14 protein-coding genes are annotated in these 16,604 nt (G+C 66.2%); 9 read left to right on the top strand and 5 right to left on the bottom strand.

Annotation, left to right across the window (positions count from 1 at the left end; all coding sequences use genetic code 11):
• The first annotated feature begins 158 nt into the window (after positions 1–158).
• The 5 genes from rimK to Q5Z10_RS17055 all read left to right on the top strand — a co-directional run bounded on the left by rimK (position 159) and on the right by Q5Z10_RS17055 (position 4,350).
• Positions 159–1,037 carry a 30S ribosomal protein S6--L-glutamate ligase gene (gene rimK / locus Q5Z10_RS17075; RefSeq protein WP_303636563.1) on the top strand — a complete coding sequence of 293 codons (879 nt, stop codon included), beginning with the start codon at positions 159–161 and terminating at the stop codon, positions 1,035–1,037.
• Positions 1,038–1,291: 254 nt separating this feature from the next.
• Complete coding sequence (locus tag Q5Z10_RS17070) at positions 1,292–1,768, top strand: hypothetical protein (protein WP_303636562.1); 477 nt, start codon at positions 1,292–1,294, stop codon at positions 1,766–1,768.
• Between the two features lie 87 nt (positions 1,769–1,855).
• Positions 1,856–2,332 (top strand): hypothetical protein, encoded by a 477-nt coding sequence (locus tag Q5Z10_RS17065; protein ID WP_303636561.1) that lies wholly within the window; start codon positions 1,856–1,858, stop codon positions 2,330–2,332.
• A gap of 7 nt (positions 2,333–2,339) precedes the next feature.
• Positions 2,340–3,017 (top strand): response regulator transcription factor, encoded by a 678-nt coding sequence (locus Q5Z10_RS17060; RefSeq protein WP_025874286.1) that lies wholly within the window; start codon positions 2,340–2,342, stop codon positions 3,015–3,017.
• A complete protein-coding gene (locus Q5Z10_RS17055; RefSeq protein ID WP_303636560.1) occupies positions 2,980–4,350 on the top strand; it encodes a sensor histidine kinase in 1,371 nt (456 codons plus the stop codon). Before Q5Z10_RS17060 ends, Q5Z10_RS17055 begins: the two co-directional genes overlap by 38 nt.
• 34 nt (positions 4,351–4,384) lie before the next feature.
• Here Q5Z10_RS17055 and coaE read toward each other — a convergent pair whose 3' ends face one another.
• The 3 genes from coaE to Q5Z10_RS17040 are packed head-to-tail and all read right to left on the bottom strand — an operon-like array spanning position 4,385 to position 7,139.
• The gene (gene coaE, locus Q5Z10_RS17050; RefSeq protein ID WP_303636559.1) at positions 4,385–4,996 is read right to left on the bottom strand and encodes a dephospho-CoA kinase; all 612 of its coding nucleotides are present in this window, start codon (positions 4,994–4,996) and stop codon (positions 4,385–4,387) included.
• 11 nt (positions 4,997–5,007) lie between these two features.
• The gene (locus Q5Z10_RS17045; protein ID WP_049463888.1) at positions 5,008–5,871 is read right to left on the bottom strand and encodes a prepilin peptidase; all 864 of its coding nucleotides are present in this window, start codon (positions 5,869–5,871) and stop codon (positions 5,008–5,010) included.
• Between the two features lie 8 nt (positions 5,872–5,879).
• Entirely contained in the window at positions 5,880–7,139 is a 1,260-nt protein-coding gene (locus Q5Z10_RS17040; protein WP_303639209.1) for a type II secretion system F family protein, read from the bottom strand.
• Between the two features lie 348 nt (positions 7,140–7,487).
• Between Q5Z10_RS17040 and Q5Z10_RS17035 the strand changes: the two genes are divergently transcribed.
• From Q5Z10_RS17035 to pilB, 3 genes are all read left to right on the top strand, one after another.
• Positions 7,488–7,904, top strand: a complete 417-nt coding sequence (locus Q5Z10_RS17035) for a pilin (RefSeq protein WP_303636558.1) — start codon at positions 7,488–7,490, stop codon at positions 7,902–7,904.
• A 99-nt stretch (positions 7,905–8,003) separates the two neighbouring features.
• A complete protein-coding gene (locus tag Q5Z10_RS17030; RefSeq protein ID WP_303636557.1) occupies positions 8,004–10,118 on the top strand; it encodes a sulfatase-like hydrolase/transferase in 2,115 nt (704 codons plus the stop codon).
• Positions 10,119–10,182: 64 nt separating this feature from the next.
• Positions 10,183–11,910, top strand: a complete 1,728-nt coding sequence (gene pilB, locus Q5Z10_RS17025) for a type IV-A pilus assembly ATPase PilB (protein ID WP_303636556.1) — start codon at positions 10,183–10,185, stop codon at positions 11,908–11,910.
• Between the two features lie 69 nt (positions 11,911–11,979).
• Here pilB and Q5Z10_RS17020 read toward each other — a convergent pair whose 3' ends face one another.
• Together Q5Z10_RS17020 and Q5Z10_RS17015 are read right to left on the bottom strand one after the other, a co-directional pair.
• Positions 11,980–13,353, bottom strand: a complete 1,374-nt coding sequence (locus Q5Z10_RS17020) for a sigma-54-dependent transcriptional regulator (protein ID WP_303636555.1) — start codon at positions 13,351–13,353, stop codon at positions 11,980–11,982.
• Between the two features lie 54 nt (positions 13,354–13,407).
• Positions 13,408–15,021, bottom strand: coding sequence for a sensor histidine kinase (locus Q5Z10_RS17015; protein WP_303636554.1), 1,614 nt, complete (start codon positions 15,019–15,021; stop codon positions 13,408–13,410).
• A gap of 396 nt (positions 15,022–15,417) precedes the next feature.
• Between Q5Z10_RS17015 and sucC the strand changes: the two genes are divergently transcribed.
• Positions 15,418–16,587 (top strand): ADP-forming succinate--CoA ligase subunit beta, encoded by a 1,170-nt coding sequence (sucC, locus tag Q5Z10_RS17010; RefSeq protein ID WP_004154430.1) that lies wholly within the window; start codon positions 15,418–15,420, stop codon positions 16,585–16,587.
• Positions 16,588–16,604 lie beyond the last annotated feature (17 nt).

Below are 16,604 nucleotides of genomic sequence, written 5' to 3'. Positions count from 1 at the left end.
CCAGTGATCGCCGGAGTGGGCTCCCCGGCAGGGCGCTTGACCGCGGGCGGGGCGCGGCATGGGGCTCGGCAGCGGGCAATGCGGCACGCCGAAACCGGCATCATCCTCCCGCAACGCTGCCGCGCTATGCTGCGCGCCTGCCGACCGATCCCCTCGCGATGAAGCTCGCCATCCTGTCCCGCAATACCCGGCTGTACTCCACCCGCCGGCTGGTCGAGGCCGCACGTGCACGCGGCCATACCGTGCGCATCCTTGATCCGTTGCGTTGCTACATGCGCATCGCCACCGACGGCTTTTCGATGCACTACAAGGGCCGCCCGATGACCGGCGTGGATGCGGTCATTCCGCGCATCGGCGCCTCGGTGACCCGCTATGGCACCGCGGTGCTGCGCCAGTTCGAGCTGATGGGGGCGCGCACGCCCAACCCCTCCGACGCGATCCTGCGCTCGCGCGACAAGCTGCGGGCGCACCAGTTGCTGGCCGCCAAAGGGATCGACATGCCGGTCACCGTGTTCGGCGACAACCCGGATGACACCGTCGACCTGCTGTCGATGCTGGGCCCGCCGCCGCATGTGGTGAAGCTCAATGAAGGTACCCAGGGCCGCGGCGTGATCCTCACCGAAAAGGCCAGCGCGTCGCGCGGCATCGTCGAAGCCCTGCGCGGGCTGTACGCCAATTTCCTGATGCAGGAGTTCATCGGCGAGGCCAAGGGCGCCGATCTGCGCTGCTTCGTGGTCGGCGACCAGGTGGTGGCCTCGATGCAGCGGCAGGCGCCGGAGGGCGATTTCCGCTCCAACCTGCACGCCGGGGGCACGGCGGTGGCGGCCAAGGCCAACCGGGCCGAGCAGCAGATGGCGGTCCGCTCGGCCAAGGCACTGGGCCTGACGGTATGCGGGGTGGACCTGATCCGGTCCGAACGCGGTCCCCTGGTGCTGGAAGTCAACTCCACGCCGGGCCTGGAGGGGATCGAGGCCGCGTGCGGGGTGGATGTGGCCGCGCGCATCATCGAACATGTCGAGAAGATAAAGAAGCCTTGATTTTTCAATGGCTTGAGATTTAATTCCGGCGGATGGCAGCGCTTTAACACCCCTTTAATCGCCCCAGGCGTAGTCTTCAACGAACCGCAGCTCTGCCTCTCAGCAGGATCGGTATCGGGATACGACTTCAGACCCAGGCGGGTGCACCGCCTGGGTCTTTTTTATGCCGTCGGCCCCCTGCCGGAGGTCCCTTGTGGGCACGCGGGGACACTCGTAGAGTTGGGCCTTCGCACCGAGGGATCGGGAGGTTGGCGATGTACCGCACCACGATGATCGTGCTGTTGTTGTGCCTGCCTGGCGTTGCATTGGCCAAGCCGGACAAGGCGGTTGTGCAGATGGACCGGCAGGGACCGGTCGCCGAGCAGGTCCGCCAGGTCGAAAATGCCCTCCAGCAGGGCGATTACAGCGAAATTTCCGCCGAAGATCGCAGCGAGGTCCGGCAGGCCCTGGCGCGGATCACCCAGCGGATGGGCGACCACCAGACCGTTCAGGCGCTGCCGCCCCAGGTCCAGAACGAGATCTTCAATGACCAGGAGCGGGTCAATACCCTGCTGACGCGGGCCCATGAAGACAGCCGCCAGGTCTGTACCCACCAGCGCACCACCGGCAGCAACATGCCCAAGAGCCGTTGCCTGACCGTGGCCGAGCGACGCCGGATCGAGGAGAAGGGCAAGGCCCTGATCAACGACCAGCGCACCTACCGCAACCTCAATCCGAGTTCCAACCTGTAGCGCCGGAGGCGCTGCCGGACAGCACTTGCTGGCAGCGCGTGCCTGCGCATACAGTCGGCGTTCACCTCAGACAGGGACCCGTTTGTCATGAAGCATCCAATGAAGTTGGCGGTACTCGTATCGGCGCTGGCGCTGGCCGCCGGATCGGCAGCGGCCAAGAGTACCGAAGAGGTGTTCCTGCCGGGCAAGCCGCTGCTGCAGCAGGTCGAGCGCATCGAGATCGAGCTCAACGACGGCGAGACCTACTCCGAACTGCGCCTGCAGGAGCGCGGCAAGGTGCGTGAGTCGCTGGTGCGCATCCGCAGCGCCGCCGAGCAGTACCCGACCAAGGACGCCATGCCTGAATCGGTACGAACTGAAGTCTTCAACGATCAGCAGGTCGTGAACACGGTTTTGACACAGGCGCGTGAAGATAGTCGTCTAATATGCCGGCGTGAGAAGCAGATCGGCTCGAACCGGTCGACCACACAGTGCATGACCGTCGCCGAGCGTGCTCGGCAGAAGGACAAGGCGCAGCGCGACATGGGCCGGGCCCAGCGCATCGGCCATTCCGTAACAGATTGAGGTGACAGTGAGAATCCTGGTAATCGAAGACAACAGCGACATTGCGGCCAATCTGGGCGACTACCTGGAGGACCGGGGCCACACCGTGGACTTCGCTGCCGACGGGGTGACCGGTCTGCATCTGGCCGTAGTGCATGAGTTCGACGCGATTGTCCTGGACCTCAACCTGCCCGGCATGGATGGCATCGAAGTCTGCCGCAAGCTTCGCAATGAAGCGCGCAAGCAGACGCCGGTGCTGATGCTCACTGCCCGCGACTCGCTGGACAACAAGCTGGCCGGGTTCGATTCCGGTGCCGACGACTACCTGATCAAGCCGTTCGCACTGCAGGAAGTGGAAGTGCGTCTGAACGCCCTGTCGCGTCGCGGCAAGGGCGTGCAGACCCGTGTGCTGGAAACCGGTGACCTGGAATACAACCTGGACACGCTGGAAGTGCGCCGCCAGGGCAAGCTGCTGCAGCTCAACCCGACCGCACTGAAGATCCTGCAGGCGCTGATGGAAGCTGCCCCGGCCGTGGTCACCCGGCAGGAACTGGAAACCCGCGTGTGGGGCGAGGAGCTGCCTGATTCCGACTCGCTGCGCGTGCACATCCACGGCCTGCGTGCCGTGGTCGACAAGCCGTTCGAAGTCCCGATGATCCAGACCCGCCATGGCATCGGATACCGCATCGCCACGCCGGAAGCCTGATTCGGTGGCAAGCAGGGGGGAGCGTCGGCGCACGCCTTATCGGCGGCGCCTGCGCAGCCGCATCATCGTCTCGTTCGTGTTGTTGGGCTTCTGCCTGACGACACTGTTCGCCTTTGCCACCAACTGGGCACGCCTGCGCGTGGAAAACCAGCTGGTGGAAGACGTGATGAACCGCAACATCAGCGAGTACGTGCGGCGCTACTACGAGAGCCCGGACCGCAACCCTGACCTGCCCGTGCAGCAGATGCGCGCGCGCCTGATCAAGCCGGACAAGTTCGAGGCGCTGCGCCAGGAAGAACCGGACTGGTACGAGTTCAAGGACGGCCTGTACAACATGGGCGGCGTGGACGAGCGCGGCGAGCGTTATTCCTACAAGCTGGCCGTGCGCAAGACGCCCGACGCGTGGGCATTTCTGGCCTACGACATGACCGACAGCGTGCGCGGCGGGCAGCAGCTCAATCGCGCGCTGTTCCTGTCGGTGCTGGTGTTCAGCCTGTTGTCGCTGGTGCTGGGCTGGTGGTCGGCATCGAAGGTGATGAAGCCGGTATCGGATCTGGCAGCGCGGCTGCGCGCCTACCGCGGCGGTACCAGCGACCCCGAGCCGCTGGCGCCGCGTTTCCCCGACGACGAAGTGGGGCAGCTGGCGCAGGCGCTGGATGACTATTCCTCGCGGTTGACCGAAGTCGTGCAGCGCGACCGTGAGTTCAACGCCGACGTGAGCCACGAACTTCGCACGCCGCTGGCGGTGATCCGTGGTGCCACCGAACTGCTGCTGACCCGGCCTGGGCTGGACGAAAAGGTGCTGCAGCGCCTGCAACGCATCCAGCGTGCCGAGCAGCAGTGCAGCGACCTGATCGGTGCGCTGCTGCTGTTGTCGCGCAACGAGCGCGGGCAGGGCACCAGCAATGTCGCGCGCGTGGCCGAGCAGCTGCTGGACGCGCACCGTGCCCAGCTGGGTGGCAAGCCGCTGGAGCTGGTGCTGGAAGGCGAGCGCGATCTGGTGATCGATGCGCCCGAAGCCGCACTGTCGGTGGCCTTGGGCAACCTGATCGGCAACGCGGTGAAGTACTCGCAGGATGGCGACGTGCGTGTGCACGTCGGCGGCAATGCGGTGTCGGTGACCGACAGCGGCCCTGGCCTGAGCGAGGAAGATGCGGCCAAGCTGTTCCAGCGTGGCTACCGTGGCACCCACGCCGGCCATTCGCAGGGCGGTGGCATCGGCCTGTCGATCGTCAGCCGCCTGTGCGACCTGTACGGCTGGCAGGTAAGCGTGCGGCCGGGCGGCCAGCGCGGCGTGATCGCCACGCTGACGTTCTCGCCGAAGCCGCTGTAATCCCGGGGACTGAAATCCGGAATGCGCCAATAGGTCAGCGCGCCGCAGCCGCCAGATACTGCCCATGCAGCGCTTCCACCTGCGCCTGCAACGCATCCGGGTGGCCATCGTTGACCACCACGTCATCAGCCAGTGCCAGGCGCTGTGCGCGGCTGGCCTGGGCGGCGATCATCCGGTCGGCCAGGGTGGGGTCGATGCCGTCGCGCTGCATCAGGCGCGCGTGCTGCACGGCTTCGGGCGCATCCACCACCAGCACACGGTCCAGCCAGGGGTAGGCCTGGCGGCCGCCCACCTCGGTCAGCAGCGGAATCGCCGCCAGTGCATACGGGCTCGCGGCCTGCTCGCACTGCTGCTGCATCAACCGGCGGATGGCCGGGTGGGTGATCGCTTCCAGCGCTGCACGCTCGGCCGGGTCGGCAAAGATGTGGGCGCGCAGGCGTGCGCGATCCAGGCTGCCGTCGGCCAGCAGCATGCCGGCACCGAAGCGCTCTGCGATCAGGGAAAGGGCCGGGCTGCCGACGGCCACCACCGCCCGCGCGGCCAGGTCGGCGTCGGCCACCACGATCCCCAGCGCCTCGAAGCGCCGGGTGACTTCACTCTTGCCCGAGGCGATGCCGCCGGTCAGGCCGATCACATACCGGCTCATGGGGATTCCCCTCAGCGCAGCCCGCTCATCACCAGATACTGGTTCAACAGCGGCTCGCCCCACATGAAGAACAGCCAGCCGGCCAGTGCCAGGTAGGGCCCGAACGGAATCGGCGTGGCCCGGTCGCGGCCGCGGCTGTACAGCCAGATCGAGCCGATCAGCGCGCCCAGTACCGACGACATCAGGATGATCGGCAGGATGCCCTTCATCCCGCACCAGGCCCCCAGCGCGGCCAGCAGCTTGAAATCACCGTGGCCCATGCCTTCCTTGCCGGTGAGCTGCTTGAACAGCCACCACACCGACCACAGCGACAGGTAGCCCAGCAGCGCCCCGAGCAGGGCCGGCTTGGCCGGCATGTACAGGTTGTCGATGCTGCCTATCAGCCCCAGCCACATCAGCGGCAGGGTGAGCTGGTCGGGCAGCAGCTGGGTGCGCAGGTCGATGCCGGACAGGGCGATCAGGAAGCAGGTCAGCACGATCGCGCCAAAGCCCTGCCAGCCGAAGCCGAACTGCCACACGCAGGCCAGCACCATCACGGCGGTCAGCGCCTCCACCAGCGGGTACTGGATCGAAATCGGCGCCTTGCAGTGGCGGCACTTGCCGCCCTGGATGATCCAGCTGAACAGCGGGATGTTCTCGTACCAGGCCAGCTTGTGCTTGCAGTGCGGGCAGTGTGACGGCTCGACCACGATGCCCGGCGGGGGCGGCTCGTAGAAGTCCGGCTCCTCCAGCACTTCGCGCGCATCGCGCTTCCACTGCCATTCCAGCCGCTTGGGCAGGCGCAGGATGACAACGTTCAGGAAACTGCCCAGCAGCAGTCCCAAGCCGGCCGCGGCGGGATAGCCGAGGCCGGGATGCTGGTCGAGAAATGCCATAAGTTCTTTTATCCGACGACGGCGCCCAGCTTGAAGATGGGCAGGTACATGCCGATGACCATACCGCCTACGACGACGCCGATGAAGACCATGATCATCGGTTCGAGCAGGCTGCTCAGGGCATCCACGGCATTGTTGACTTCCTGCTCATAATACTCGGCAACCTTGAACAGCATGGTATCCAGGGCGCCGGCCTCTTCGCCGATGCCGGTCATCTGGATCACCATGTGCGGGAACAGGTTGAGCTGCTTCATCGCCACGTTGACCGGATAGCCGACCGACACGTCGTCGCGCATGCGCAGCACGGCCTCCTCGTAGACCTTGTTGCCGGTGGCGCCGGCGACGATGCCCAGTGCCTCCACCAGCGGCACACCGGCCTTGAAGGTCACCGCGGTGGTCCGCGAGAACCGGGCAATCGCGCTGTTGTTCATGATCTGCCCGATGACCGGCACCTTCAGGATCAATCGGTCCATCGTGTGCTGCATCCTGGGTGAGCGCTTGTAGGCCATGACGAAGCCGACGCCGGCACCGATCAGGACGATCGCGATCAACCACCACCACGAGACCATGAAGCGGGACAGGTTGACGATCATCTGGGTGAAGGCCGGCAGCTCGGCGCCGAAACCCTGGAACACTTCCTCGAACTGCGGCACCACGAAGATCAGCATGATGGCGCTGACCAGCAGGGCCACCACCACCACCATCGCGGGGTAGAACAGCGCCTTCTTGATCTTGCCCTTCAGCGATTCGATGTTCTCCTTGTACGTGGCAACGGTGTCGAGCACCGTCTCCAGTACACCCGCGCCTTCGCCGGCCCGGACCAGATTGCGGTAGAGCTCGTCGAACTGCACCGGGTACTTGCTGACCGCCTCATACAGCGAGGAACCGCCCTCGATATCGGTGCGGATGCCATCGACCATCTTCTTCATGCGCGGGTTCTTGTGCCCGCTGCCGATGATCTCCAGCGCCGAGACGATCGGCACGCCGGACTTCATCATGGTGGCCATCTGCCGGCTGAAGAAGGCGATGTCCTTCGGGCCGACGGCCTTGCCGGCCGCGCCGAACAGCGGCTTGGGCTTGGGCTTGACCTGGCCGGGATTGATGCCCTGCCGGCGCAGTTCGGCACGCAGCAGGTTGGCGTTCTTCGCCAGCTGCTCGCCCTTCATCTTCACGCCGCGCTTGTCGGTCCCCACCCAGACAAACGCCTGCAATTCCATGGTGGCGCGCGCCACCGGTTCTTTCTTGATCGCACTGCGACTGACAGACATGTTGGCTCCCCGGCCCGCCATCCCCAGACGGGCATCCGCCGATGGTAGCGGGTTCATCGCCGACTTGGCAGATCCTGAGGGGGCGGGAATGCGAATTCGTGCCGGCTGCCGGCCAAAGGTGACGTACTGCGTCACATTGCCGGGTCCATCGCAGAATGATGACTGGGGGGTTCACATCCGGGAAATTGCTGCCATCATGGGCCCGGGGAAATCCAGGGGGAGGCGTGCCGGGGTTGGCACGCAACCTGCGTTGATCCACCCGCAGGGTGCAGGACCCGCTCAGCCGGCCGATGGCCGGATCGATCCTGCGCACTGACTCAACCACCACTATCTTGGGGATGTATCACTATGAAGAACCAGAAGGGCTTCACCCTTATCGAACTGATGATCGTTGTTGCGATCATCGCCATCCTGGCCGCCATTGCACTGCCGGCCTACCAGGACTACACCATCCGTTCGCGCGTCTCGGAAGGCGCCGTGCTGGCCTCGGGCGCCAAGGCCACCGTGGGTGAGAACATCGCCAATGCCGGCGGCGTGATCGACGATACCGCCTGCAACGGCGTTGCCACCTTCAACACCCCGACCAAGAACACCGCGAGCCTGGCCTGCGCCGAGGGCAAGATCACCGTCACCGGTACCGATGCCGCGAAGAACGTTGCGTTGGATTTCACCCCGACCCCCGCCAGCGCTGGCATCACCTGGAAGTGCGAGTCGACCGCTGACAACAAGTACCTGCCGGCCGAATGCCGCAGCGCTGCTCCGTAATCGGGCTGTCAGGCTGACTGCCGGGCAGTGACTGCGCGGTGGACCAGTTGAAGAAGGGCCCTGCACCGCAGGGCCCTTTTTTTTGTTGAAGGGGGGGGGATGAAAGGGAATGTCGTCCGCCAGTATGTGGCGGCCGCTGCCATGGGGCTGGCGCTGCTGGCCCAGCAGGTCCATCAGATCGCGGCCCGCTTCGGCGAGGAGGGCATGCACGCCCGCACCGATCTGATGCAGCAGTTCGCCACCGAGCTGCTGGAAGGGCCGGGATTCGCCGCCAAGGTGGCTGTGTTCGTCCTGTTTGCGATCGGCGGTCATCTGCTGCTGACCGTCGGTGCCCTGTGGATCTATCGCCGGGCCTGCGGCCAGGTCCTGCCTGCGCGGCAGGATGCCTTCTGGCGCAGCGTACTGTTCGTCGCAGTGGCCACCCTGCTGGCGATGTTCGCCAATCGATGGCTGTTCCCGCAGTCGTCGTCCTTCATCGATGCCGAACTGCTGATGATCCAGCCGTTGTCACCCGTGCTGGTGGTCGCCTGCATCGTCGTGGTGGCGTTGGCGCTGCTGGCCGCGCTTTACTCCCTGTTGCGCCGGCGGCGCAATCTGGTCGCCGGTGGCGCCCTTGCGGCGCTGGCACTGTGCCTGGGGGCATGGGGATGGAGCGGCGGCGTCCGCGAGCGCACCGATGACCGTCAGCCCGATGTGATCATCCTGGGGGTGGATTCGCTGCGCCCGGACTATCTGGCGGCCTATGGCGAGTTCCCCGCTGGGTTGGCACCGACCATCGAGCGGACACTGGCCCAGTCGGTGATCATGAAGGATGTCCGGACGCCGCTGGCGCGCACCTTCGTGTCCTACAACAGCACCCTGACCGGAATGAATCCGATCAGGCACGGCGCGCGCTTCAACCTCTACCCGCGCTCGGAATTCCGGCGCGACCAGAATCTTGCCTGGCAACTGAAGCAGCAGGGCTACTTCACCCTGCTGGCCATGGACGAGTCGCGCTTTGCAAATTTCGACCAGAGTTTCGGCTTTGATCGAACGGTCGTCCCCACCGTGGGAGGACTGGATTTCGTTGTTGGCGGAAGCTTCGATTTCTTTGCGACCAATCTCCTGCTGGCGGCACTGCCCGCCTCGGAACCGCTGAGCGTGGTGCAGGGCAATCGTGCGGCCTACCGCAGTTATCGGACCGTTGACCATCCCGAGCGCCTGATCGGAGAATTGAGGCGTGCGCCGGGGGATGCGCCCCTGTTCCTGCTCAGTCACCTGTGCCTTCCGCATTGGCCGTACCTGCCCGGCGATCTGTCCGGTGACACCTCGCTGGGCTGGGCGACCAGGGTCAAGGGCTACGAAGACTCCTCGTCGCAGTACCTGAACGCGATCAGGGCAGTCGATGGTCAGTTCGATACCCTGCTCGAAGAGCTGCGTCGCCTGAAGCGCCTGGACAACGCGATCCTGATCGTCATGTCCGACCACGGCGAAGACTTCGCGATGCACCGTGACCGGTTCGTGGACAGCCGGACCAACCAGCGATTGGGCGCGTACGGCCATGGCAGCTTTGCGCTGTCGGACGTGCAGAATCATGTCGTGATGGCGGTGCAGCGCTTCCGCGATGGCAAGCCGGTCTGGTCGCCGCGCCAGGTCGCCGGCTCGGGTTCGGTGATCGACGTCGCACCGACGGTCGCCGAAGCGGTGGGGCTGCAGGGCAGCCACTACGAGGGCATCTCCTGGTTGCCGGCGATACGCGGGCGCCGGGATCTGCCGGCGAATCGTATCCGGTTCATGGAGAACGGCCTGCGCTCCACAGGGGTGGAACGGGCGCATATCAATGAAGGACAGGTGGCGCAGGAAATGTCCTACCTGTACCGTCTGACCGACGATGGACGATTCGAGGTGCGCCCGGATCTGCTACCCGAAAAGCTTCGCGAGAAGCAGCGCGGTGCGGTGCTGGGGCGTTGGGGTGTCATGACCGATCCGGCATCCGACAATGCCCCCGGGGCACAGGATTGCTGGCGGGTGGTGGACTACGAACGGCGCACCATCGCCTGCACCGCATACCCTGCACCGGAGCCTGCCATCGCGGAGCTGCAGCGCGAGGTCTGCAACTACTATCGTGAAGACGGGGATTTCCACGCCGCCTGGTGTGCTACGGCGGTGACTGCGGAGGGGCGCCGATCTCTTGACCCGCCAGGAAAGGCGGGGCGGCAAACCGGTAACATGTGATCGGCCCCCGGCGCGTGCGGTGAGCTGCAGCGCGCGGGCAGGCCAAACGAATCAAGAGGGCACTATGAACACCGTAACCACCGCCAACCTCGTCGGCATCACCGGCCTGGCCCGCCGTCTGGTCCAGGATGGGGCCCTGGACGAGGCCGCCGCCCGCGACGCCATGGCCAAGGCCACTGCCGCCCGCCAGCCGCTGCCGACCTGGTTCGCGCAGAACAAGGTGGTCGGCGCCGCGCAGCTGGCGGCCGCCAATGCGGTCGAGTTCGGCATGCCGCTGTTCGATGTCTCCACGTTCGACAGCAGCCAGAACGCGATGGGCCTGGTCAGCGAGGAACTGCTGCGCAAGCACAACGTGCTGCCGCTGTTCAAACGCGGCGGCAAGCTGTTCGTGGGCACCAGCAACCCGACCCACTCGCTGGACGAGATCAAGTTCCATACCAATCTGGTGGTCGAGCCGATCCTGGTCGATGAGGATCAGATCCGCCGCACCCTGGAGCAGTGGCAGTCCAGCCACGATACGCTCGGCGATGCGCTGGGGGGCGACGACGACGGCCTGGGCAACCTGGATGTCTCCGGCGGCGACGATGACATGGCCGGCGGCGACAGCGGCATCGACGCCAAGGGCGACGACACCCCGGTGGTGAAGTTCGTCAACAAGGTGCTGATCGACGCGATCCGCAAGGGCGCCTCGGACATCCACTTCGAGCCCTACGAAGACGACTACCGCGTCCGCCTGCGCATCGACGGCCTGCTGAAGATGGTGGCGCGTGCCCCGGTGAAGTTGAACCAGCGGGTGGCGGCGCGACTGAAGGTGATGGCGCAGCTGGACATCGCCGAGAAGCGCGTGCCGCAGGACGGTCGCATCAAGCTCAACCTGTCCAAGACCAAGCAGATCGACTTCCGCGTCAGCACGCTGCCGACGCTGTTCGGCGAGAAGGTGGTGCTGCGTATCCTGGATGGCAGCGCGGCCAAGCTGGGCATCGACAAGCTGGGCTACGAGCCGGACCAGCAGAAGCTGTTCCTGGAGGCGATCCACAAGCCCTACGGCATGGTGCTGGTGACCGGTCCGACCGGCTCGGGCAAGACGGTGTCGCTGTATACCGCGCTGGGCATCCTCAACGACGAGACCCGCAACATCTCCACCGCCGAAGACCCGGTGGAAATCCGCCTGCCGGGCGTCAACCAGGTGCAGCAGAACAACAAGCGCGGCATGACCTTCGCTGCGGCGCTGCGTTCGTTCCTGCGCCAGGATCCGGACATCATCATGGTCGGCGAAATCCGTGACCTGGAGACGGCCGAGATCGCGATCAAGGCCGCCCAGACCGGTCACATGGTGCTGTCCACGCTGCACACCAACGATGCGCCGCAGACCATCGCGCGCCTGATGAACATGGGCATCGCGCCGTACAACATCACCAGCTCGGTGACCCTGGTGATCGCCCAGCGCCTGGCCCGACGCCTGTGCTCGAACTGCAAGCGGCCGACCGATCTGCCGGCCCATGCGCTGCTGGCCGAGGGCTTCACCCAGGCGCAGCTGGATGCCGGCATCCAGCTGCATGAAGCGGTGGGGTGCGACGAATGCACCGAGGGCTACAAGGGCCGTACCGGCATCTACCAGGTGATGCCGATGACCGACGAGATCGCCACGATCGTGCTGGCTGGCGGCAACGCGCTGCAGATCGCCGAGGCCGCGCAGGCACTGGGCGTGAATGATCTGCGGCAGTCGGCCCTGAAGAAGGTGGCGGCCGGCGTGACCAGCCTGGCCGAGATCAACCGCGTCACCAAGGATTGATGGGGATCCACGCCATGCGGGGGTCGGGCCGAACCGCCGGCAGCGACCCGCGCAGGGCGGCCCGGGGCGCTACTCCATCCCCAGCTTCTTCAGCTTGTAGCGCAGCGCGCGGAAGGTGATTCCCAGCTGCGCGGCGGTGCGCGTCTTGTTCCAGCGGTTCTCTTCCAGCGCGCGCTGGATCGCACTGCGCTCGAGCTGCTCGATGTACGAGGGCAGTGCGGCGCTGCCGGGCTGCAGGTCGACCACGGCTTCGGCGGCGGCGCCGCTGCCGGGCGCACGCGGGGCATGCTGCGGCAGGCGCAGGTCGTCGGCGCCGATGCGGTCTTCCTCGGCCAGTGCCAGTGCACGCTCCAGGATGTTCTCCAGCTCGCGCACATTGCCCGGGAACGCGTACTGCGCCAGCGCATCCAGTGCCGACGGCGCCAGCAGCGGGGTGGTGCGGCCATGGCTGCGCGCCAGCCGTGCCAGGATCGAGGCGGCCAGCGCCGGCAGGTCCTGGCGGCGCTCGCGCAACGGCGGCACGCGCAGTTCGATGACGTTGATGCGGTAGTACAGGTCGTGGCGGAAGCGTCCGTCTTCGACCAGCTCGGCGAGATCCTTGTGGGTGGCCGAGAGGATGCGCACGTCCACCGGTTCCTCGGCCGGCGCGCCGACCGCGCGCACCGACTTCTCCTGGATCGCGCGCAGCAGCTTCACCTGCATCTGCAGCGGCAGTTCGGCCACTTCATCCAGGAACAGCGTGCCGCCATGCGCGGCCTGGAACAGCCCGGGCTTGTCGGCGTGGGCGCCGCTGAAGCTGCCCTTGCGGTGGCCGAAGAACTCGCTCTCCATCAGCTCGCTGGGGATGGCGCCGCAGTTGACCGGCACGAACGGGCCGGCTGCGCGCGCGCCCTGCGCGTGGATGGTGCGTGCCACCAGTTCCTTGCCGACGCCGGATTCGCCGAGGATGTAGACCGGTGCCTGGCTGCGCGCGACCTTGCCGATGGTGGCGCGCAGCACATCCATCGCCGGCGAGTCGCCGAGCAGGCGCGCGGCCTGTTCGGCGGCGGGACCGGGGGCCGGGCGCTCGCTGTTGTTGAGTTCCAGTGCGTGCTTGACCAGGCCGCGCAGCACGCCGATATCCACCGGCTTGCTGACGAAATCGAAGGCACCGGCCTTCAGCGCTTCCACCGCCAGGTCCATGCTGCCGAAGGCGGTGATCATCGCCACCGGCGTGCGCGGGTAGTGCTGGGCGATCTCACTGACCAGTTCGATGCCGTTGCCGTCGGGCAGGCGCATGTCGGTGATGCACAGGTCGTACGGGTTGCTGGCCAACAGCTCGCGCGCTTCGGCCAGATTGGCGGCGGTGCTGATGCGCAGGCCCATGCGGCCAAGGGTCAGCACCAGCAGTTCGCGGATATCGCGTTCATCGTCGACGACGAGGGCGCTGCGGGTTTCGTTCATGGGGGGAAAAGATAGCCGAGGGGGTCGAAAGCGACAAATGTTTGACGCGGCGGATCAGTTCGGAAGCAGGGTGTGGGGGCCCGGCAGGACCAGCCGGAAACAGGAGCCCCCGGCTGGCACCGGGATGTAATCCAGCCGTGCCTGATTGGCCCGGCACAGCTCGCGGGCGATGTACAGGCCCAGCCCGGTGCCGTGCTCGGAGGTGGTGAAGAAGGGGCGGAACAGCTGCGCGGCGACGGACTCGGGAATGCCCGGGCCACGGTCCATCACGTCGATGACCGCGCTGCGTTCGTGCTGGGCCACGCGCAGCCGTACGCGCGCGGGCTGCTGGCCGATGCGCCCGTACTTCAGTGCGTTGTGCACCAGCACCGTCAGCACCTGGTAGAGGTGGCGCGGGTCGACCTGGGCCGGTACCGAGGTCTCGTTGATGATCGGCTCGATGCTGTCGGTTTCCAGCGTCTGGCCCTGCTTGTACTCCAGCACGAAGCGGCGCACGAAGGCGGCCAGGTCCACGTTCTCCGGGTTGGCGCGTTCGCGCCGGGCCAGCCCGAGCACGCTTTCGACGATGCCGTTGGTGCGCTGGCACTGCTGGTGGATGATCTGCAGCAGGCGGCGATCGCTTTCGTTGAAGCCGCTGCCTTCTTCCAGCAGTTGCACGGCGTAGTTGATCGCGGCGAGCGGGTTGCGGATCTCGTGGGCGAGGCTGGCCGAGAAGCGTCCCATCGCCGACAGGGTGAGTGATTCGGCGCGGCGCGAGACCACGCTGGAGTCGTCCAGGAACACCAGCACCAGGTCGCTGCCGGCCAGCAGCCGCGCAAATCGCGGCTGCACTTCCGGCTGGTCGGGATTGAGCTGCAGCGGCATCTCGTCCTGCGCCCAGCCGTTGCGCCAGCGCTGCAGGCGGCGCGCCAGTTCGGGCGAGGCGCTGGACAGGTCCAGACGGCCGCTCTCACCGCTGCCATCGCTGTCGCCGAGCAGCAGCGCGGCGGCTTCATTGGCCAGGGTGATGCGGTTGTCGGCGTCCACCACCAGCACGCCGGTGCGCATGCGGCGGATGATCAGTTCGTTGATCTGGAACAGGTTGGCGACTTCATCGCCGCGCTGGTTGGCCAGCTGCTGGTTGCGCCGCGCGCGGTTGCCGACCTGGTAGCTGATGAACGCCAGCGCCAGGTAGCTGGTCGCGAACATGGCCAGCTCGGCCAGGGTGCGGGTCGGGTCGCCGCCTTCCAGCACTTTCCACAGGTACTCGGCCGCGGTGGCCACGCTGGCGGCCAGGGCCAGCGACAGGCCCCAGCTGAGTGGCAGCAGGGTGGCGGCGGCAGCGATGTTGAACAGCAGCGACATCGAGATGCCGGCACTGGCGCCGGGCAGGGCATGCGCGAGCAGGCTGGCGGCGACGATGTCCAGCAGCACGCCGCCGACCACGATCTGGCGCAGCCAGCGTTCGTTGCGGCCGATCACCAGCCACAGCAGCGCCAGCAGCAGGTAGGCCGCGCCCACGCTGTTGGCCAGGCGCGGGTGGTGCGCTTCGCCGACCATCGCCGACAGCGGGCTGTACAGCAGAGCGGCGATGACGGCGGCGATCAGCACCCGGTACAGGGCGAAGAAATACAGCTCGCGCCGCGGTATCGATTCGATGCGGTCGATCAATGAAGCACTGGGTGACACGCCGGAACTCCCCTTCTGGCTGCCTGGTTCTGGGTCCTGCGGCGGGCACGCCCGACCACGTCACGCCCGTAGTGCGGCGCATCGTACCGGCCCCCCGGGGCCCGCCGATGTGCTCGACCCTACCGGTCGCAGGTACCCAGTATAGGGGCGGGGGGCGGCGGCCGCGGGTGCTGCCGGTCGCGCATTTGGCAGCGCGCCCGCGCCCGGTCGCTACTGCGGCCCTGCCGCAACTGCCTGAATGACCGTGGAAAACTGGCCGGGTCTGGCCGTTTGTCCCGACGTCTTTGCGCCCCGGCGCCGGCTCGGCCACAATAGAGGGCCCGCCGCGGTCCATGCCGGCGCCCCGCCGGGGCCCTGAGGAATTGCGTGCGGTCGTTCCTATTCCCACGGTGACGCATGAATTTCCACGAATACCAGTCAAAACAGCTGCTTGCCGAGTACGGCATCCCGGTCCCGGCCGGCAAGGTCGCGGCTACTCCGGACGAGGCAGTTGCAGCGGCCAACTCCCTGGGCCAGGGCCCCTGGATGGTCAAGGCGCAGATCCACGCTGGCGGCCGCGGCAAGGCTGGCGGCGTCAAGTTCTGCAAGACCACCGACGACGTCAAGGCCGCTGCGGCCAAGATGCTCGGCACCAAGATGGCCACCTACCAGACCGCCGGCGTCGAGCTGCCGGTCAACCTGGTGCTGGTGACCACCGCCGGTGAGATCGTCAAGGAACTGTACCTGTCGGTGCTGGTTGACCGTGGCACCAAGACCATCACCTACATCGCCTCTTCGGAAGGCGGCGTGGAGATCGAGCAGGTCGCCGCTGAAACCCCGGAGCTGATCCACTCGCTGAACGTCGACTTCGTCGAAGGCGTGCAGGGTTACCACGGCCGTGATTTCGGCTTCAAGCTGGGCCTGACCGCCAAGCAGGCCGGCCAGTTCGCCAGCATCATGGTGAACCTGTACCGCCTGTTCAACGAAAAGGACCTGGCGCTGGTTGAAATCAACCCGCTGGCGATCCTGGACGACGGCAACCTGTACGCGCTGGACGGCAAGTTCGACAGCGACGACAACGCCGCGTTCCGCCAGAAGGCGCTGGTCGCCATGCGCGACAAGACCCAGGAAGACCCGACCGAAGTGATCGCGTCGGAACTGGACATCAACTACGTCACCATGGACGGCAACATCGGCTGCATGGTCAACGGCGCCGGCCTGGCCATGGCCACCATGGACGTCATCAAGCTCAACGGCGGCGAGCCGGCGAACTTCCTGGACGTGGGCGGCGGTGCCAACAAGCAGCGCGTCATTGAAGCCTTCAAGCTGATCCTGTCCTCGGACAAGGTCGAAGGCATCTTCGTCAACATCTTCGGCGGCATCGTCCGCTGCGACATGATCGCCGAAGGCATCATCGCCGCCGTGAAGGAAGTGGGCGTCAAGGTTCCGGTCGTGGTGCGCCTGGAAGGCACCAACGTGGAAGAAGGCAAGCAGCTGCTGCGCGACAGCGGCATGGCCATCATCCCGGCTGACAACATCAACGATGGCGCCAAGAAGATCGTTGAAGCTGTCAAGAACGCTGCCTGATTCGACACCAAGGAATT

The sequence above is a fragment of the Stenotrophomonas sp. 704A1 genome, assembly GCF_030549525.1.
Taxonomy (GTDB): domain Bacteria; phylum Pseudomonadota; class Gammaproteobacteria; order Xanthomonadales; family Xanthomonadaceae; genus Stenotrophomonas; species Stenotrophomonas tuberculopleuritidis.
Note: the sequence above shows the minus strand (reverse complement) of the source record. Positions and strands in the feature narration are given on the sequence as shown.